We start from the raw sequence: 19,958 nt of genomic DNA on the forward strand, positions 1-19,958 counted from the left end.
CAGCGCTCGCGGGCGCCTCGAAGGAGCTTCCTTTTGATTGCCGCGGTCCTGGCGACGGTCGTGATGCTGGCCGCAGCAATCGGCGTCTACGCCTATTTCGGCTATCCCGCGATGCTTGTCGCCGTCGCGAAGCTCTCCTCCCGCAGAGCGGTTCACCGGCAGCCACCGACGCAGTGGCCACAGGTCACCATCACGCTGCCAGCCTACAACGCCGAGCATACGCTGCGACCCGTGCTCGAGGCCTTGGTCGCCGTCGACTATCCGGCGGATCGCCGCCGCATCCTGGTGGTGTCCGACGGCTCCACGGACGGCACCGACGACCTCGTACGTAGCTACGGCGGTCAGGGTGTCGAGTTGCTTCGCCTCGAGGGGAGGCTGGGCAAGACCGAGGTCGAAAACCGTGCGATGTCGGCGATGCAGGGCGAGATCGTCGTGAACACGGATGCGTCGGTGACGGTACACCCCGGAGCGGTAAAGGCACTGGTTGCCGCGCTCGGCGACGAGACCGTCGGCGTTGCGTCCGCACGCGACATTTCGATTGCGTCGGTTGGCGCGCAGGGGCACGCCAGCGAGGCCGCGTACGTGGGCTACGAGATGTGGGTGCGCGGGCTCGAAACCGAGGTGGACGGCATCATTGGCTCGTCTGGATGTCTCTACGCGGCGCGAACCGAGCTCCACCGACGCGTGCTACCCGGCCATCTCAGCCGGGACTTTTCGTCCGCGTTGTGGGCGCGGCTAAATGGCTATCGAGCGGTCAGCGTCGACGACGCCCTGTGCTTCGTGCCACGCGCAGCCAGCATGCAGGTGGAGTATCGGCGGAAGATCCGCACGATGAGCCGCGGCATCCAGACTCTCTTCTATCACGCGCAGCTGATGGACCCGTGGCGATACGGCGCGTTTGCCTGGATGTTGCTCTCGCACAAGCTCGTGCGCTGGCTCGTCCCCTGGTGCCTGTTGGCCATTGCGATCGCCGTCCCACTTCTGGGCTATGTGGGCTTCCGCGACGGCGCCCCGTGGGCCGCTTTGGCGCTAGCGGTGCTCGGCGGAGAGATCGCGTGCCTCGCGCTCGCGGCCGCTGGGTGGTGGTGGCCAACGAGCGGCAAGCCACCGCGCCTGCTCGCGGCGGCGGCGTATTTCGTCACCGGCAACGTCGCGGGCATTGTCGCCTGGTGGCGCGCCCTGACCGACCAGCGCGCGCCGGTCTGGGAGCCGACCCCGCGCGCCATGCAGCGCTAGTCGCACACTTCAGACGCCGGGCGCGCGCGACGCGGCGCCCGCACGATGTGCGGCTCGCACCCAGGCCGACGTTAGAGTCCACGCAGGAATGCCTCTAACTCCGCGACCGTAACGCGCGGCATCTCGACGTCGAGGCTGTCGATGAGCACGTCGACGAGCGTCTTCGCCCAAAGCGTGTTCGCGACCGTTCCCGCGTGACCGTCCGCCAGCGTCATGTGTTCGATGCCGTCGCCCTGTGTGGGCGTGACGGACAGGCCTCCGATATGGACCGAGCGGTATTCCGGGACGCCAGTCGCCGAGCGACTGCCCCAGTACCGTCGAAACAGCGCGCGTTCATCGAGGAAGGCCACGCGGGAACGCTGCGCTGCGATGTCGCGAAGGCCGTCGTCGAACGCGTCGTGGTAGCGCTCCAGGCGAAGGATTTCCACCTCCGACTGAAACGCCCCGTGCAGTGGCGGCCATCCGGTGTTGTCGGCGATGCCCGCAAGCACCACGCGAAGCGTCGGCACCGTGGCGTGTAGGCGATCGACGGCAACCGCAATGTCCCGTAGGCACTCCTGGAGCGCACGGGCTGCCTCGGGATTCGAGTCTGCATTGGCGACGAGCCGCAGCCGCGACTGCGTGCCGAGGTCGTTGATGCCGATCCGGATGACGGCAACGCTTTCGGACCAGGCGCTTGGATCGCGACGCAGTTCATCCTCAAGTTGCGTGACCTGCCCCCGAGGGAGCGTCAGGTGCGCGCAACGGTGGCCGGAGAAGGCCACGTTGTACGCGAAGTCCTGCTTGCGAGGAGACCGCAGCACCACACCGAACCAGGACGCCACCCGGGCCACTCGCGGGTGGACGCCACGGGCTCCCCATTCCCCCTGGTCCAGTTTGTCAGGCCGGAGGCGTTGTAGGACCTCGGTCCATTGCAGGCTGCTCGAGCGAGAGGCGCCACCTCGCTCCGGACCGCCAATGGGAAACGCGAGGGAGTCGTGGTAGGCGTGGCTGTCCGAGTTGCCAAGCACCGCAAGTCGAATGCGAGGGCGCGCGTCCTTCGAGTCCTGTCCGGCTGAGCATGCCATGAGCGATACCAGTAGGATGCCGGCCACTCGCGGGCATCGCCATCGCGCGGGCAACACGTCTAGCGGCGTAACCAATCGATGGCGTGCTGGACAAACCACTGGACCTGCGCGCGCGAGCCAAGCACGTGATCCAGGTGCGGGGCCCAGGTCCAGTGCAGGCGCTTCGAGACGCTGGTACGCGGCAGCGCCTCGGGAATCTGCCGCGGCGCGTTGCAGTAGTACTGCACGCCGACCGAGAACACCAACTCCAGCAAGCCGCCGCGCTGGACGACCTGCAAGGCCCGGTAGTCCATCTCCTGGCCCCGCGACACCAGCAGGCCGTAGTAGCCCGGCGGACGGCGTTCCAGGTTGCGGCGGGCAGCCCAGCGGCGCAGCCGAACGCGCAAGGGACCCGCCGAGAGCAGGTGCGCGAGCCCTCGTATCGTGGTCAGCATGCGCCAGAGCTCGCGCCGGTAGAACCCTCGCGTGCGCGGCAACGCCGGGTCGAACAGCAACAAGCGCGACACGCGAGGATCGGCCGACCCCACGTAAAGCGCGTTGTCGGCCCCCGAGCAGAAGCCAACTAGCGCAACGTGCCCTCCCGCGTTCTCACCGTGCGTGGCCGCCGCCTCGATCGCCGCCGCCACGTCTGCCATCACGGATGTCTCGAGGCCTCCTCCGGCGGGCGGACCACTGTCGCCGATGCCGGAGAGGTCAAATCGCAGGCACGCGTGCCCACTCTCGGCGAATGCCCTCGCCAGCTCTACGGAGACTCGCGATGGGCCCACCCGATGCAAGATGCCGGCGCCCAGCACCACCACGGGAAGTCCGCGCGTCGGTGCAACGGGCTCAGTCCAAATGCCAAAGAGACGCTCGTTCTGGCCAAATCGAATTGCGCGTTCGCGATAGCGAGGTTCCGAGGCGGCGGTCGTCACGACGGAAACCCCACATCCAGGATTCGCTCGAGGAGCCGGACGGGCACGGCTCCGGCGCCGAAGTCGCGCTCCTCGACCCAGCACGCCGGCGAGCCGACGCCGGCGGCAATGGCGGCGGCGCGCTCGCGCCACGGTGACGGGATGGACTCCTCCGAAAATGACGACACCAGCACGGCGGGCACATCGGATGCGGGAGACGGTGCGGATCGCAGTGCCAACAGGCTTGCGCGCAGCGGTGGGAGTGGCAGCAGTGGCGAATCGCTGGATTCGGGACTCGCCGCCGCTGCCCGGCCCTCGTCCCAACTGGGATGGTCCCAGAGGACGAGACGAGAGACCCGCGTGCCGGAAGCCGCTGCCCCCGCGGCTGCGGCGAAGGACGCACCCTCGCGCAAGCCGAGCAGGATCGTCCGATCGTTGCCAGAGAGGCTCTGGAGCTCCTCAAGCGCTGCGGACACATCCGCCACGAAGTCGGCGGCGTCCTCCACATCATCCAGACGTCCCGCACTGTCGCCGGTGCCGCGATAGTCGAACCGTAGCACGTCGTAGCCCAGGTCCACGAGCCGCGTGGCCAACAGTCGCAGCGTGCGGTGCGCGCGGAGATACTCCCAGCCGAGCGGCGGACAGATGAGCACGCTTGCACGCCGGCGGGGATTGGCGGCGGGCTCGAAGAGTCCGAACAGCGGCAGCGCGCGTGAGCCGAACTGCACGGCCGCGCCGCTCACGTGCGCTCCAGGACGAGACCGATGCTGGCACTGGCGCCCCGCTCCGGCCGGAAGGGCACCTCGTGCGACAGTTCAGGAATCACCCAGCGCTCCACGACCCGGAAGCCAAGGGCCCCAAGGGCGTCGAGCTCATCGCGCTCTCGACGGACGTGATACGGAACGGCGGAGTAGCCGAGATTCTCCAGCATGAAGTAGGGGTTGCCGTCGGTCACTGCGAGCTTGTTGATGATCAGGGTCCGCGGAAGGGCGCTGAGGCCGCGCAACACGTCGGCGAGGCGCCCTTCAAGGTACTGCAGAAGGCCCGACGCGAGCACGAGGTCGTGGTCCTCTGAAACCGTTGACAGGTCGGAGGTGAACACCAAGGCCGCGAGCCGTTCCTCCTGCGCGCGCTTCGTACCCGCCACCACCATCGACGGAAGCTCCCACACCGTCCAACGCCGCGCGTCGATGTCGGGGAGCGCCGTGCGAAAGGCGCGGAACTTCGTGCCGAGGTGGCCTCCAAGATCCAGGATGCTGCGATGCGTGGACAGTCGCTGTCGCAGCGCCTCGATCACCGGGGCATCCCACGGGGCCACCTCACACATCCGCACGAAGTTGAGTTCCGTGACTTGCGGGTAGTCGTAGCCGACGGCCTTGGGAGGCCGGATTGCCGAGAGCGCAGCCTGGCGCGTCGGGAAGCAACCAAAGAAGCGCGGTCCTTCCGCCTGCGAGAAGAAGGCGCGGCCAGCGCGCCACTCACGCAGCGCACGCAACCAGCGGACGAAGGGCCGCCTCACTCGGGCTCGGCCAACTGCGCGAGCGTCGCGAAGAAGAAGCGTCGCGGGTCGATCTTGTGCCCGGTCCGCCGGGCGATGGCCGCCGAGGCACGCAGCGCCAGCAGCGAGTGGCCGCCAAGTTCGAAGAAATTGTCGTCGCGGTACACCTGCTTGATCCCGAGCAGCGCGCACCACTCCGCGGCGATGCCCAGCTCCACCGGTCCCTGGGGCGGGTCCTGACGGGGCTGTTGCACCGGAACGTCGAGGAGCGGATCGACGAGCCGCGCGCGGTCACGCTTTCCATTGGGCAAGACCGGGATGCCGTCGACGACCGCAAATCGTCCTGGCACGAAAGCGTCGGGCAGTCGCCGCCGCAGCGCCGCCCGGATGTCACTGCCCGTGGGAGGCCGCAGCGGGTCCGTGGGCACCACCCACGCGACGAGGCGGCGATCTGCGTCGTGCCCGCGAGCATCCACCGCCGCCGCCTTTACTTCTGGCAACGACTCAAGCGCGGCTTCGATCTCCGTGAGCTCGATCCGATGGCCCCGCACCTTGACCTGTGCATCGCTACGCCCGAGAAACTCGAGCTGTCCATCGGCCCGCCATCGTCCGAGGTCTCCGGTCCGATACATCCGGCCGCCCCAGCCGCGCACGAAGGGATCCGACACGAATCGCTCGGCCGTGAGCTCCGGTCTGTTCCAGTAACCGCTCGCGACCCCGAGTCCGCCGATCCAGATCTCACCGCGTGCACCCTGCGGCACCGGACGGCGTTCCGCGTCGAGCACGTAAACCGTCGTATTCTCGATGGGGCGTCCGATGCTCACGCCGCGCGACGCATCCGCCAGCGCGGTTGCCGTGGACCAAATGGTCGTCTCGGTCGGGCCGTACACGTGGAGCAACAGGCCACAGTGCAGGCCCAGCGCCGTTGCGAGCGATGGCGACAGTGCCTCTCCGCCACAGACCGCCACGCGGAGCCGGCCCTGCCAGCGATCGTCCAGTAGCGAGCGCCAGACGACAGGCGTGGCCTGCATGATCGTCGCAGCGGACGCATCCAACACCTCCGCCACCGCCTCGGAGCCACGCGCCTCCGCGTCCGACGCCACGAAGACCCGCGCCCCGGCGACCAGCGGCAGCAGCAGCTCGAGAATCGAGATGTCGAACGAGATCGTCGTGACGGCGAGCCACACGTCGTCGGCGCCGATGCCGGTGAGCGAACGCATGGCGTGGAGATGATTGACCAGCGCCAACTGGGGAATGTCCACGCCCTTCGGTCGGCCCGTCGAACCCGAGGTATAGATGCGATACGCAGTGGCCGCGGGTGCCTCATCCTTCCATTCGCCATCGGTGGCCGTCTCAGCGTCCGGCAGCCGCAGTGCAGTCAGTCCGAGTCGCCTCGCCAGTTCCTCCGTCTTGCCGTCGACAAGGGCGTGCGTGACCCCTGAGTCCTCGACCATCAGGCGCAGGCGCTCCTCGGGGTAGTCGGGATCCATCGGCAAGTAGGTCGCGCCCGCACGCCAAATGCCCAGCAACGCAGTCGGCAGCTGGCGAGATCGGCGCATCAGGACCGCCACCACGGCACCCGACGCGTCGGTCCGATGCAGCAGGGCCGCCGTCGCGGCTGAGTGGCCCCAGAGCTTCGCGAAGCTGGTAGTGCCGGCGGAGTCGGCGACGGCAATCGCATCCGGTCGCCGCCGAACCTCCGCCGCGACCAACCCCAGGACAGTCTCCTCGGGCGCCGGCATCCGCTCGGCGCCGGCGCGCCCCTCGGTCTCGGCTTCCGCCTCCGCCTCCCTCAGCAGCGGCAGGTTGCCAATCGCCACCGCCCGGTCCGTCACCACCGCCGCCAGCAGCGCGTGGTAGGCGCGCAGCATGCTCGCGGCCGACGCCTCGTCCCAAAGATCGGTTCGAAAGTCGAGTCCACCGTCGAGGCGGTCGCTATACTCGCGCACCCAGAGCCCGAGATCCGTCGTCACGCTGCGTGTGCCGCGGGCGAACGAACTGATATCGAGGTCTCCCCAGCGTCGAACGCGATCGGCCGCGAACTGATGGGTGAACATCGTCTGGTAGAGTGGCGTGCGGCTCCCGTCCCGTCGGCCGAACTCGCGCACCATCCAGTCGAAGGTCGTATCCCGGTGCTCCAACGCACCAACGACCACATCGCGCACGCGGTGAAGAAACGTCGCAAAGGGCTCGTCGCGCGCGGGCCGCAGGCGCAGCGGCAACGTGTTGACGAAGAATCCCACGACTTCCTCAAGGGACTGCCGGCTCCGGCCCTGCATCGGCGCCGCGACGACGAGATCGTCCTGTCCCGTCAGTCGATGCAGCAGCACGGCGTACACCGCGAGCAGGAGCGTGAAGAGCGTCACGCCTTCCTCACGACAGAGCCGGCGCAGCTCCTCTAGCACGCCCTGCGTCACCGCCAACGGGATGCGGGCCCCGTCATACGTGACCCGAGGCGGCCGCGCACGGTCGGTCGGCAGTTCGAGTGTCGCGGGCGCCGCGGCGAGCGCCTCGGCCCAATAGCGATGGCCGGCTTCGGTCGCCTCCGTCGGGCCCTGCTGGTCGAGCACGAAGGCGCCGTAACTGCCAACCAGTTCCGGGAGACTCGGCTCACGCTGCTCGACGCGCGCGGCATAGAACTCCCCGGCATCCCGCAGGAAGATGTCGAAGCTCCAGCCGTCCCAGATCAGATGATGGACGAGCACCACCAAGACGTGCTCGGACGGACCGATGCGGATCAGGGTGAAGCGGATGAGCGGGGGTTCGTCGAGCGCTAGCGATGCGTTGCCGGTCTCGACCACCAAGTCCTCGATCGCCTCTCGGTCGTCGAGATCGTCCACGAGGTCGGCCGCGTCGAGCACACGCAGGTCGAAGGGCGCGGCGGGTGCAAATGAGAGCACCGGCGTGCCGTCGACGGTCCGCACGTGGACGCGCGCGAGGTCGTGGCGCTCGACGAAGTCACTCAGCGCGCTCCGCAGCGCCTGGGCATCGAGGGGACCTTGCAGGCGAAACGCGCCCGGCAGCGTATAGGCGGACAGCCCCGGTTCGGTCTGCTCGAAGAACCACAGCCGTTCCTGCTGCCCCGAGAGCAGCAGACCCCAGCGGCCGGCTTCCCGCAGCGCATCGAGGAGTTCGGTCCGAACGGCGCGCAGCGCCTCGACGTCCGCCGTCTCGAGCCGGCCGGCGGGGGCGCGCACCTGCAGCTGATCGCCCTCGAGCGACACGCGGATGTTTCGGGATGCGAGCGCCCGCAGCAGGTCGCGCGCCTTCACAGCGTCAGGACCTCCCAGTGATCCGTCGATTCGCCCGTCGGCAGGCGGCGCGCAAACTCCGACAGCTGTGAGTGCTCGAACAGCAGCCGCACACCGATGCGACTGTTGAGGCGCTGCTCGAGCTGTGCCACCGCCCGCGCGGCAAGGATCGAATGGCCACCCAACGCGAAGAAGTCCGCTGAGGGCGAGGGAATCGCAACTCCCAGCACCGCCTGCCAGGCCTCCGCCACCTCTCGCTCCCGTGGGGTCCAGATCCCCGTCGACTCGACCGCGGCCGAGGCATGGCCGTGCGGGGCCGGCAGGGCTTGGCGATCGAGCTTGCCGTTTGTCGTGCGCGGGAGGCTGGGCACGGGGACCAGGTGCTGCGGTATCAGCGCCGCCGGGAGACGCTCCGACAGCGCCGCCCGAACGCGCGCGATGTCGAGCGTACGGCCGTCGGATTGCACAAGGTACGCGGCGAGCCGGCAGTCACCTGCGCCATCGTCCCAGAGCCGCACCGCCGCGTCGGCGATGTCGGGCATCCCGACAAAGGCCGACTCGACCTCGCCAAGCTCGACGCGCACGCCGCGCAGCTTGACCTGGTCGTCGCGCCGGCCGAGGAAGCGCAGCGTACCATCGGCCTGCCAGGCGACGGTGTCGCCAGTCCGGAAGCGCCGGAATCCCGGCCGCCCTGGGTCCTCGACGAAGCGCTCCTGCGAGAGTGCCGACTGGCCGAAGTATCCGCGTGCCACTCCGTGCCCGCCGATCACGAGCTCTCCCGGTACACCGACGGGCACCGGCGAGCCCGCAGCATCCTCCACCGACACGCTGGTGTTTGCGATGGGCCGACCGATCGAGACAGGAACCGCGTCGTCGACCAGCTCGTGCAGCGTGGACCAGACCGTGGTCTCGGTCGGGCCGTAGGCGTTGAACGCACGAGTCGCCGCGCGGCGCAGTTGCGCACTGATGTCAGAGGGCAGCGCCTCGCCGCCGGCGATGGCGACTGTCGGTCGGTTGGCGCGCCACCCCGCAGCCAGCAGCTGTCGCCAGGTGGAGGGCGTCGCCTGAACCACCGTCGCCGCGGACGCCGCGATCACCGCGGCCAGCTGCTCACCGTCGCGGGCGGTGTCGGCGTCCACCATCACGATGCTGGCGCCGAGCGTCAGCGGTAGGTACAGCTCCAGCGCCGCGATATCGAACGTCAGCGGGGTGTGCGCCAGGAAACGGTCCGTCGCGGAACAGCGCAGGACCGCCTGCATCGCGGCCAGAAAGTTGAGCAGATTCGCCTGCGTCACCTCGACGTACTTGGGCTGGCCCGTGGACCCCGACGTCGGCATCACGTACACGACATCGTCAGGCGAGGCCTGCGCCTCGCCGGCAGCGGCGCTGTCGCCGGTCGCGACCGTGCGCACGTCCACTTCGCGAATTGACTCCCGCGCCGGACTCGCGGGAAGCGAGCCGCTGTGCATCCAAGCCGCTGGCCTGAGGTCCTCCATCACGGTCCTGATTCGCGTCGCAGGCTGACGCGGGTCCACGGGCACGTATGCGGCGCCGACGCGCATCGCGCCAAGCAGGGCCGCGGGGAGGTGCAGGCCGCGGTCCACTGAACAGAACACGCGACTCCCTCGCGTGACGCCCGCAGCGCGAAGCGCCTGCGCCACACGGTCGGCCTCCTCCATCAACTGTCGATAGCTACGCTCCAAGTTCGCGTGGCGAACGGCAATGGCCTCGCCGTCGCGCGTGGCCAGGTCCGCGATCCACGCCGCCACGCTGGCAAACGGTGGCAGAGGCTGCGCGATTCCCTGCCACTCGCCTCGCATGCGCCGCACCGCATCGGCTGACCGGGCATCCAGCGCCGCCACGCGCCCGTCAGGGTTCGCGACCATCTGCTCAAGCATCGCCAGCAGCGTCTCCAGCCACTCCCGCACAACCGGCTCGGGAAACAGCGAGCGGTTGTACTGGCACTCCAGGCGGCACGAGCCATCCTGTCGCTGCACCAGGTTCACGAACAGCTCGAAGTACTCGGCCACGCGCGGGACCCCGCGCACCGTACCTTCCAATCCCGCCTCGCGCAGTGCTGCGTCCGCTGCCGGCTCACGGTCGAGATTGAACATGATGGGCGTGACGGGCACGTGGCCGCTGCGGCGGGGAAGGCCGACGCGCTGCAGCAATCGGCCGATCGTGTACGTCCCGTGCTCCCGCGCTTCGGCGAGTCGCAGGGCCACGCGCCGGAACAGCTCCGCGACCCGCTGCTGCGGATCGACGAAGACGCGAATCGGCAGCACGTGGACGCAGTGCCCCACCAACTCCGGCATCGCGGCGACGGCTTGGCCGGCCGTCGGCACGGCCATCACGAGATCGTCGACAGCGGTGAGTCGCTGCGTCCAGGCCGAGCAGGCCGCGAGAAGGACGCCGAAGGTCGTGTTGCCGTGCTCGGCGGCCGTCCGTTGCACCTGCTGCATCACGGCGGCCGGAATATCGCGTTCGATCCACCCCGCGCGCAGGTCCCGGCTTGGGGCCCGCGTGTGTGGCGTGGGCAGGGCCATCAGCGGTGGCAGGCCAGCGAACTGTCGCTGCCAGAACTGGTCGGCCGCTGCGTTGTCCTGCGCGCGGACGGCCGCGGCGTAGCGCACGAACGAGGGCGGGTCGGAGAGTGCTGCGTCCGCTGCCTGATACAGCGCCAGCAGTTCCTGCAGTAGCACACCCGTCGACCAGCCATCGCACACCGCGTGATGTGCGAGCAGCACGAGCTCCGCCGAGCCCGGCGTCGTTGCTTCGGACTCGAGAAAGACGGCGCGAAACAGCGGGCCGTGGTCGAGGTCGAAGGGCTCAGATACGAGCTCGGTCGCCGCGGCGTCGAAGGACAGGGAGCCATCCACGGACGGCACGACGGCGCGTCGCTCGATGATCAGCTCACGGTCCCAGACAAAGAATGCCTCGTTGTCGCGGCTGAACGTCATCCGCAGCGACTCATGCCGGCGATACAGCGCCCGCAGGGCTCTCTCCAGCCGCGCCACGTCCAAGCCGCTGTGCACGCTCAGCCGTGTGCCCTCGTTGTACGCCAGACTTGCGTCCCTGCCGAGACGCGCGGCGGCCAGCAACTCACGCTGGGAGTCCGTGGTCAGGCCGGATCCGACAGGGAAGCTTGCGGGGCCCGCCGCCATTGTTGGCTGCGCGCTCATGCGAGATCGCCCCACGGCACGAAGTGACCAGGCCGCGCCGAATCCTCGACAAACCACGCCGCGTTTCCGTTCGGCAACTGTCCGAGCCGAGCCCCTGGAACCGGAGGCTCGGCGAAACGCTCCGTGACACCGGCAGCCGGGCGGGCGGCGGGCCTCGGCCAGAAGTCGGATGCGTACATCCGGGAAATCGCGCGCTCGAACGCGGCGGCGATCGCCGCGAGGTCGTCGTCCGAGTGGGCGAGGCTGAGGTAGGAGGGATAGCCCTCGAGCAGGAACACCCCTTCGTCGCGCAGCAGGTACCACAGGAAGGAGTTCAGGCGCTCGCTCGACCCGGTGCAGCGGAAGAAGAGCACCGACCCGCAGTGGTAGACGTGCACCGGTGCCTGTGCGGCGTCAGCGATTGCATTGAGCCGGTCCACCAGGCCAGCCGCGCGCGAGTTGAGCCCCTCCTGCAGCGCCGGGCCCGCATCTCGCAAATACGAGAGCGTCGCGTGTGCCGCGGCGATCGCAAGCGGATGTCGAATGAAGGTCCCGGCGAAGAACGAAAGACCTTGCTCTGGTCCCGACTCGTCGCCGAAGTGCCAAGGCCCGCCATCCAGTACATCGATGAACGGCCGACGGCCCGCGATGACGCCGATGGGAAGACCGCCCCCGACGACCTTGCCGTAGGTCACGAGATCGGCTTCAACGCCGTAGTACGCCTGCGCCCCGCCGGCGTGCAGTCGGAACCCCGTAACCACCTCGTCGAAGATGAGCACGGTGTCCGCCTCGCGCGTGAGGCGACGAATCTCCTGAATGAACTCGCGCGGCCGGAGATGGGGATTCCGCGTCTGGATCGGCTCCGCCATCACGGCGGCAAGCGATGCGACGTTCGCACGGAGCCAGTCCAGCGACTCGGGCGCACCGAACTCGAGCACGACGATGTCATCGACTGCTCGCTGGGGCACGCCGGCAACGGCCGGCACGCTGCGCATCGCATGCCGACCCGGCCCGCGCCGCACCAGCACTTCGTCGAAGTTCCCGTGGTAGTCGCCCGCAAAGATGGCCACGCGCGTGCGGCCGGTCACGGTGCGGGCGATGCGCAGCGCCGACTGCACGGCCTCGGATCCCGTGCAGGTGAACGCCGCACGGTCGAGGCCGGTCATCTCGCAGATCATACGGGCCGCCTCGCCGGCGAGCGGCGTCTGCGGACCGAGCTCATATCCACGGGTCAGCTGGTCGCGCAGCGCCTCCACCACGAGTGGTGCGCTGTGGCCGAGGAACGTCGGGCCAAACCCGTTCAGGAGATCGATGTACCGATTGCCGTCCACGTCCCAAAGGTAGGCCCCTTCCGAGCGTTCCACGACGAGCGGATACACGAGATCCTTCCACTCCTCGGACCATCCCGCCGCCGTGCGTGGATCGGCGTGGACATCCCGCTGGCGATCGATCACTGCCTTCGAGCGCGCGGTCCGCTGGTTCCAGGCGCGCGAGAAACGCGCGATGGATGCTTCCTGGTGCGCCGTCAGCGTCCCGTCGGATGATGCCGGCGGTGGCGTCGCCCGCGGCGCGGTCGACTGCGCGTCGCGCGAGGGCAGCGACTCACTGCGCGAGGCTGGGGAAGTCGTTGGGCTCTCCGCCCGGGACGCCGCGTCCGCGAAACCATCCAGCTGGCTCCGCATCACATCCAACTGGCTGAGCAGCGTCGCCACGAGACTGGTGTCCACGGGACTGAGGTGCCCGGTTGTCCCGCCGGACGACACCTCGGCCACCTCGCTCGGCAGTCGCTCCGCCAACGACGCCACCGTGCGCGCCGGGCCGAGCAGATCGCGAAACGGAATCCGCGTCCCGAACTCGCGCTCCACGCGCGCCGCAAGCTGTGTCAGCTGCAGCGAGTCCATGCCGAGCTCGACGAAGGATGCGGCAACCGGCACGTCAGCCGGATCGAATCCCGCGAGCTCCGCGACGACCGCCCGCACGCGCGCAATCGTACGTGCGCTCATTGCGACGCTCCCGCGTCGGCAGATTCGACCAACGCGCGCAGCAACACTGCCTGCTGGTCGATCAGCGCGCGCTGGCGCTGCAGCAACTCTGGAAGACCGCCAGTCGCTGCGCGCTCGCCCGCGGATCCGGCGGGTGCGGCCGCGGATCCCACCGAGTTCGGGAGGTCCCAGCAGCGCCGGCGCTCGAAGCGATAGCCCGGCAGGGACACAGCGCCTCCGACCGGCAGCGGCTCCACTTCCTGCCACCGCAGCTGGTCGAGGCCGTGGGTCCACGCTGCGCCGAGACCACGGAGAAGTTCAGCGCGCTCCTCGCCCGCCTGCGCCGCGGGCAGGAGGGGGGCGGCCATCACACGGTCTGCGTCGACCAGGGCTGCGAGCGTACTGAGCGTGCTACGTGGACCGACCTCGATGGCCACAACGGGCCCCTGCGCGACGGCCGTCTCTACCGCCGAGGCGAACTGCACCGCCTGCAGAATCTGCGCGCCCCAGTAGTCGGGAGACGTTGCCTCTGCGTCCAGGATCACGCGGCCAGTGACGCAGGACGTAAAGGCCATCTCGGGTGCCCGGAGGGGAATCGTGCGCATCCAAGCCGCGAATCGCTCAGCCGCAGGCGCCATCACCCGTGTGTGGAAGGCGTGCGATGTGGCCAGCGGCGTACAGCGGACTCCACGTGCCGCCATCGCGCTCGCGAACTCGCTGATCGCGTGCTCGGGACCGCCAACCGCGCAGAGCCCGGGCGCATTGTACGCCGAGATGCTGAGGTCGGCGCCGAGGAGCGGAGTGATTGCATCCGCGTCGGCGCGCACCGAGAGCATGACCCCAGGCTGCATGTTCGCCATCAGGGCGCCGCGCTGCACCACCGCCCGCATGCCATCCTCCGTCGTCATCACGCCGGCGAGCGTGGCCGCGGTCAGTTCCCCGAGGCTGTGACCGACGAGCAGGTCGGGGCGCAGCCCCGCCGAGAGCAGCAGTCGGCCAAGGGCAAGCTCAAGCGCGAACAGCGCCGGCTGCGCGACCTCCGTCGCCAGCAGGTCGGGCGCCTTCGCCGGACCGCGCGTGCCGTCGCCGAACATCCAGTACCGGAGCCGGCGTCCACGAATGCGACCGGCTGCGCGCTCGCAGCGCAGCACGCTGTCCCGGAAGACCGGAAACGCGTCGAACAGCACGCCGCCCACACCAGGGACTTGGGACCCCTGTCCGGGAAGCAGGAAGACCGACGAAGTAGCGGCCGCCGGCGCCTCCGTCGAGATGGATCTCGCGGCTGCACGCAGCGCGCGCACGGCCTCGTCGCGTCCGGAGGCCACCACACCCACGCGACGCGGATGCGGGCGTCGCCCGTCGCGCAGCGTTGCTGCCACCCGCGCGAGGTCGACGTCACGCGACTCGAGTTCGTCGGCAAGTGCCTCGACGTTCTCACGGAGCGAGGCAGCGGACCTCGCCGAGACCCGCAGCAGTTGCGGCGTGTCCGCGACCGACGACGGCGCGTCGGCCGCGCTCGGCGGCTCCTCGACCAACACGTGGACGTTCGTCCCGCCCACGCCGAACGAACTGACCCCGGCACGGAGCGGACCGCCGTCGGCGCGCCATGCCACACCCTCGCGCGGCAGCAGAAACGGAGAATCCGAGAACGGTATCCTGGGATTGGGTCGCTCGACATGCAGCGTCGCGGGAATCCAGCGATGCTGCATCGCCAGCAACACCTTGATGAGCCCGGCCGCGCCTGCGGCGGCAGTCAGGTGTCCGAGATTTGACTTCAGTGAGCCGAGCCAGCAGTAGCGCTTCCGTTCGGTGTGCTCCCCGAAGGCCCGGATCAGCGCCTCCACCTCGATCGGATCCCCGATTGGCGTGGCCGTGCCGTGCGCCTCGACGTAACTCACCGACTCCGGTGACCAACCCGCGTCGGCGTAGGCCCGCCGGATGCAGGCCTGCTGCCCAGACACCGTCGGCGCGGAGAAGCTCGCCCGCTCGGCGCCGTCGTTCGAGAGTCCGACGCCGCGAATCACGCCGAGCACCCGCCGGTTCGCACGCAGGGCATCCTCGAGGCGCTCGAGCAGCAGCACGGCAACGCCGTCGCCGAATGTCGTGCCGGTGGCGTCCGCGTCGAACGTGCGCGTGTGGCCGTCGCGCGAGAAGATGCCGCCTTCCTCATAGCGATGTCCGCGACGCCAGGGCACCGTCACCGACGCCCCGCCGACCAGCGCGCGGTCGCAGGCCCCCGAGCGCAGCGCCTGCACCGCCATTGCGAGGGCCGTCAGCGATGTCGATGACGACGTCTGCACGCCGACCGCGGGCCCGCGCAGATCGAGCCGGTGCGCGATGTGCGCCGCCGCGTAGTCCTTGTCATTGACGAATGCATCGGCCGCCTCGTCGGCCGCGCTTGGTACCCTGCCCGTAGCACGCTGCCGCTGCGCGTCGTACGTGTTGCGCGAGACGCCGACGAACACACCCGTCGTGCGTTGCTCCGCCGACGCGTCGCCCGGCGGGATGGCCGCATCCTCGAACGCCTGCCAGGCCGCCTCGAGGAGCAGGCGCTGCTGCGGATCCATGCGACGCGCGGCCTGTGGGGAGAGGCCAAAGAACGCCGCGTCGAAGTCTTCCACTCCGTCGAGCACCCCGCGCACCGGTACGTAGTGCGGGTCCTCGGGATTCTCCAGACCGGGGTCGAGCTCTTCCGGCGCGAAACGGCGCAGCCCTTCGCGCCCGGCGCGAAGGAGTTCCCACAGCGCCGTTGGAGAGTCCGCACCGGGGAAGCGTCCGGCCATCCCCACCACCGCGACGGCAGACGCGTGCTGGGCCGTCGGCCGAGGTGGTGGAGCTGCGGACGCCGGAGCCTGCGACAAGGAGGCGGCGAGCCGCGACAGCCGCGGGAACTCAAAGACGCGCAACAGCGGCAGATCGAGACCGAGTTGCTGGCGGAGCGCTTCGACGAAGCGAAGCGCTAGCAGCGAGTTGCCCCCCTGCTCGAAGAAAGAGACCTCGGGATCCACCGCGGGAACCCCCAGCACCTCGGCGCAAACCGCGGCCAACTGCCGGGTGACGACGCTAGCCGAGACCGCGGCGCTCGACGTCGGGCCGGTCCGTGCCGCCGTCAGCGCGGCGATGGCCCCGCGATCCACCTTGCCGTGCCGCGTCAGCGGCAGGCGCTCAACTACGACGATCGACGACGGCACCATGATCGCAGGCATCGACCGGCGCAGCGTCTCCACGACCGAAGCCTCAGCGAACGCCGCGCGGCGACCCGGCTTCGGTACGACGGCCGCGACCAGCGCCGATGCCGCCCCGGACCCGGCGAGTGCAGCGGCGGCACTGGCGACACCAGGAATCGCCGCCAAGGCCGCGTCCACTTCGGCAAGCTCGATCCGGTGCCCGCGCAGCTTCACCTGGCCGTCCGAGCGTCCAAGGAACTCTAGCGCGCCCGACGGACCGCGCCGAACCAGATCGCCTGTTCGATACAGCCGGAGCCTGCGTCCGCCGAGACTGCGGACGACGAATCGCGCCCGCGTGAGCGCCCGGTCGCCGTCATAGCCAATCGCGAGCCCGTCACCGCCGACGCAGAGTTCCCCGACCATGCCATCGGGAACCAGACGGCCACGCGCATCGCAAGCATGTGCGTGGACCCCCGAGACGGGGCGTCCAATCGGAATCGGGCCCGTGCCCGTCGCCGACACCTCGTGGGCCGCGACGACGACACCGCACTCCGTGGGACCGTAGCTGTTCACCAGCCGCAAGCGCGGATAGCGCCGCGCCACGGCCCGAGCCTCCTGCGCCGGCATGACGTCGCCGCCGACGTGGAGCTGCCGAAGCCCCCCGAATGCGTCCGGGGCTCCGCGCGCCAGTTCAGCAAACAGCGTTGCACTCAGCGCGGCCACCGTGATGCCGCGACTGCGCAGCACCGCGGCCAACTCCGCAATGGAAAGCGGACCCGCCGGAGCGAGCGACAGGCACGCGCCGTTCAGGAGTGCGCTCCACGTCTCAAGGACCGCCACATCGAAGGTCGGTGCCGCAACACCCAGCACTTTGTCGCGCGGGCCGACCTTGAGGCAGAGCGGATCGCGCGCGAGCCGCAGCACGGCCCGGTGCGGGACCGCCACCGGCTTGGGAGTCCCCGTGGAACCCGACGTGAACACGACGTAGGCCGCAGCGGTTGCCGCTGGTGCGATCACCCGCGCGCGCCGTCCCGTCTCGTTGAGTGCGGGTCGTAGCACGCGCACGGCTCGTCCAAGCAACGCGCGCGCCTCCGCCGAATCCTCCTCGAGCGCGAAGACCGTGCGCACGCCCGCGGCGCGGCACATGGCCTTCAGTCGGACGGCCGGGAGGGACGCATCGAGTGGCACATAGGCGCAGCCTGCGTCGAGAATGCCGAGCGCGCACGCGGCGTGCTGCGCCGATCGCGGGCCCAGGATTCCGACGCGAGAGCCGCGGCGCACCTTTGCAGCGTCGAGGCTCGCCCGGAATCTGGCGGCCGAGGCGGCGAGTTGACGGTAGGTCAGCCGCTCCGACCCGTCCTCGACGGCAATGCGATCGCCCCACCGAGTCGCCGCGTCCCGAAACGCCGCCGTCACGGAACCGTGCCGCGCCGCCGCAAGTGCGGGCCCCCGGCCGGCCGCGAGGGCGCGCTTGCGCTCGGCGGGCGTACAGAGGTCGAGCGCGTCGGCCGATGCGCTTGGCGTACGCAGGCACTCGGCGAGGAGTGCGACAAGTTGGCGCGCAGTCCGGCGGAGGTCGGCGGGCCCGGCTCCTCCCCGCGTCGCCACTATCTGCAATTGGGCCTTCGTTCCCCTGACCAGGTGGATCCAGAAGGGAACATCGGCCCGCAACTCCGGACGGCGCGATGCCCGCCAAATGCCGAGCGTGGCCTGCGACGAGCCTGCGGTATCCGCGGTGGGGGTGCCCACGGCGGAGCGCACGCGGGCCTCGAGTTGCCGCCACAACCGCGCGCCTTCGAATGGAACCGAGATCAGGAACTGCGCGTCGTCATCCTCGACGGCGATGGTCGCGGCGTTCAGCGCACCGCGACGCCGCAGCAGCTCCACCGCCGCCGCGACGAGCGCTGTCTCAAGCTGCTTGTCGCGCGCGGCGCGGTGCGGTAGTCCGCGCAGCGATTCGCGCGCCACGATCGGCGACGACGACGTGGTCGGGCGGGCGCTCACGGCTGGCCCGCCAGCGCGTCGACCAGCGCGTCGCGGACATCGCCGACGACGGACTGTCGGACGCTGTTGATGAAGAAGTGACCGCCCGGGTAGGGCCTGTAGCTCGGCGGCCTGACAAAGCAGCGCGCCCACGCATCGAGTCCGCCCGGGGAGATACTGCTGTCTTCCGGGCTGAACAGGATCGTGGTCTCGACCGCCAGCGCGGGCTCCGGCGTGAAGGGCTCGCTCGCGAGCAGGACGAGATCGGCGCGAAGCCGCGACATTACGACCCTGCGAAGGTCTTCGGCTTCATCGAGCTCTCGAGGCGGTCCTCCATAGCGCGCGCGTACGTCCGCGAGGAACTGTTCGTCGGGCAATCGGCAGAGCGTCGCGACGTCCAGGTCTTCCGGCGCCACGCCCTTTCCCGCGAGGAAGAGTCGCCGCGGCAGGCGGCCCTGGGCCGCGCAGGCGCGCGCCACCTCGAACGCCGTGATGGCCCCGAACGAATGTCCGAACAGCGCCATCGGCAGTCGCGGCCACTGCAGGAGCGCGTCGCACACGGCGGCCACGTAGCGTGTCCGCTGCGTCTCCACCGGCTCGTCGGGCCGCAGTTCTCCTCCCGGCGCGCTCACAATCCAAAGCTCGACCTGTTGGGGAAGCAGCCGCAACCACGGCAAATACGCCGACGGGCCTCCCCCTGCGTACGGGAAGCAGAGCAGTCGTGCCGAGGCCATCGGTCGCGGCCGCGGATTCCAGAGCCACGACCCAGTCACCGCGGGCAATCGTCAGGAGATGCTTGGGTGGCCTCAGCTGCTCGGAGCCACGCGAGAACCCGCCCGGCGCGCCGCCACCGAACGGAAGCAGCACGAGCAATCGGGGGGTGGGGCACTGGACCGGGTGCGGAGTCGAGCGGTGTGCCTGCGCTCAACGAAGGAGGAAGAACGTCACCACCGGTGTCGCGAACACGGTCACGAGTTGGAGCGTGGCGGCCCGATTCCAGGGCGCCTCCCGCGGCTCGACGGAGACCAGGTCACCTTCGACAAGCCCCAACGATCCCACCGTCTCCCCGGCAGCGATGGCCGTCATGACGCGGTCGCCGTCCATCAGCACCGCGCCGCCGCGCACGACACGGATCTGCATCGGGTCGGCGTCCGGAGACGGGCCGCCGGCACTCATCAACAGCTCGTCCAGCCGTGTCTCCAAGGGCACCGCCCGATAGCCGGGCGAGGCCACGGCACCAAATACCGCGATGCGCATCAGCACCCGAACCGTGACGTTTGCATCGCGCACGGTTTCCGCGACGCGCCCGCGCACGGCACCCTCAATCTCAGAGCGCAGGACGCCGTGGAGCGAAAGCTCTCCGAATGTCCCGATCTGAGCCGACGGACCGGCGAGAACCGTAATCGTGTCCACGAAGCTGACGGCACCGCTCACGCGCACGGAAAAGCGATCGCCCGGCTTGAAATCACCCCGTTCCAACCGAGACCGCAACTGCTCGGCAGTGAGGCGCGCCGCAGCCCGGGTCCGTTGACTGTAGGCGGAGGAGTTGGCAAAGGCGTTATAAGACTCAAGCTCGGCCGTAAGCGCGGTACGCGACTCATGGCCCTCAGGCACGGGCGCCTGCGCGCGCAACAGGCTCGGCGAGGCACCGCCGGCGAAAGCGGAGACGACGAGCGCCCAAGAGATTGCAGAGAGTCGCATATCGGTAGGATACAGGCGG

General features: G+C 69.6%; 11 protein-coding genes. 1 reads left to right on the forward strand and 10 read right to left on the reverse strand.

Translation table 11 applies throughout. The features are described from left to right. The first annotated feature begins 33 nt into the window (after positions 1-33). A complete protein-coding gene (locus KF709_05710; protein MBX3173887.1) occupies positions 34-1,236 on the forward strand; it encodes a glycosyltransferase in 1,203 nt (400 codons plus the stop codon). 71 nt (positions 1,237-1,307) lie between these two features. Here KF709_05710 and KF709_05715 read toward each other — a convergent pair whose 3' ends face one another. The 10 genes from KF709_05715 to KF709_05760 form a co-directional block, all read right to left on the reverse strand. Then, on the reverse strand, positions 1,308-2,060 hold the full coding sequence (locus KF709_05715) for an SGNH/GDSL hydrolase family protein (protein ID MBX3173888.1): 753 nt from the start codon (positions 2,058-2,060) through the stop codon (positions 1,308-1,310). 302 nt (positions 2,061-2,362) lie between these two features. Next, complete coding sequence (locus KF709_05720) at positions 2,363-2,938, reverse strand: hypothetical protein (GenBank protein MBX3173889.1); 576 nt, start codon at positions 2,936-2,938, stop codon at positions 2,363-2,365. A gap of 275 nt (positions 2,939-3,213) precedes the next feature. After that, positions 3,214-3,939, reverse strand: coding sequence for an alpha/beta hydrolase (locus tag KF709_05725; GenBank protein MBX3173890.1), 726 nt, complete (start codon positions 3,937-3,939; stop codon positions 3,214-3,216). Beyond that, entirely contained in the window at positions 3,936-4,715 is a 780-nt protein-coding gene (locus KF709_05730) for a methyltransferase, TIGR04325 family (GenBank protein MBX3173891.1), read from the reverse strand. Before KF709_05730 ends, KF709_05725 begins: the two co-directional genes overlap by 4 nt. Beyond that, complete coding sequence (locus tag KF709_05735; GenBank protein MBX3173892.1) at positions 4,712-7,966, reverse strand: amino acid adenylation domain-containing protein; 3,255 nt, start codon at positions 7,964-7,966, stop codon at positions 4,712-4,714. Before KF709_05735 ends, KF709_05730 begins: the two co-directional genes overlap by 4 nt. Then, positions 7,963-11,127 (reverse strand): amino acid adenylation domain-containing protein, encoded by a 3,165-nt coding sequence (locus KF709_05740; GenBank protein ID MBX3173893.1) that lies wholly within the window; start codon positions 11,125-11,127, stop codon positions 7,963-7,965. The genes KF709_05735 and KF709_05740 overlap by 4 nt, the downstream gene beginning before the upstream one ends. Then, complete coding sequence (locus KF709_05745; GenBank protein ID MBX3173894.1) at positions 11,124-13,109, reverse strand: aminotransferase class III-fold pyridoxal phosphate-dependent enzyme; 1,986 nt, start codon at positions 13,107-13,109, stop codon at positions 11,124-11,126. Before KF709_05745 ends, KF709_05740 begins: the two co-directional genes overlap by 4 nt. Beyond that, positions 13,106-18,259 (reverse strand): amino acid adenylation domain-containing protein, encoded by a 5,154-nt coding sequence (locus KF709_05750; GenBank protein MBX3173895.1) that lies wholly within the window; start codon positions 18,257-18,259, stop codon positions 13,106-13,108. The genes KF709_05745 and KF709_05750 overlap by 4 nt, the downstream gene beginning before the upstream one ends. Then, on the reverse strand, positions 18,256-19,011 hold the full coding sequence (locus KF709_05755) for a thioesterase (GenBank protein MBX3173896.1): 756 nt from the start codon (positions 19,009-19,011) through the stop codon (positions 18,256-18,258). Before KF709_05755 ends, KF709_05750 begins: the two co-directional genes overlap by 4 nt. Positions 19,012-19,162: 151 nt before the next feature. Further along, positions 19,163-19,939 (reverse strand): SLBB domain-containing protein, encoded by a 777-nt coding sequence (locus KF709_05760; protein MBX3173897.1) that lies wholly within the window; start codon positions 19,937-19,939, stop codon positions 19,163-19,165. Between the last annotated feature and the right edge of the window lie 19 nt (positions 19,940-19,958).

It is taken from the genome of Gemmatimonadaceae bacterium (genome assembly GCA_019637445.1).
Lineage (GTDB): Bacteria > Gemmatimonadota > Gemmatimonadetes > Gemmatimonadales > Gemmatimonadaceae > Pseudogemmatithrix.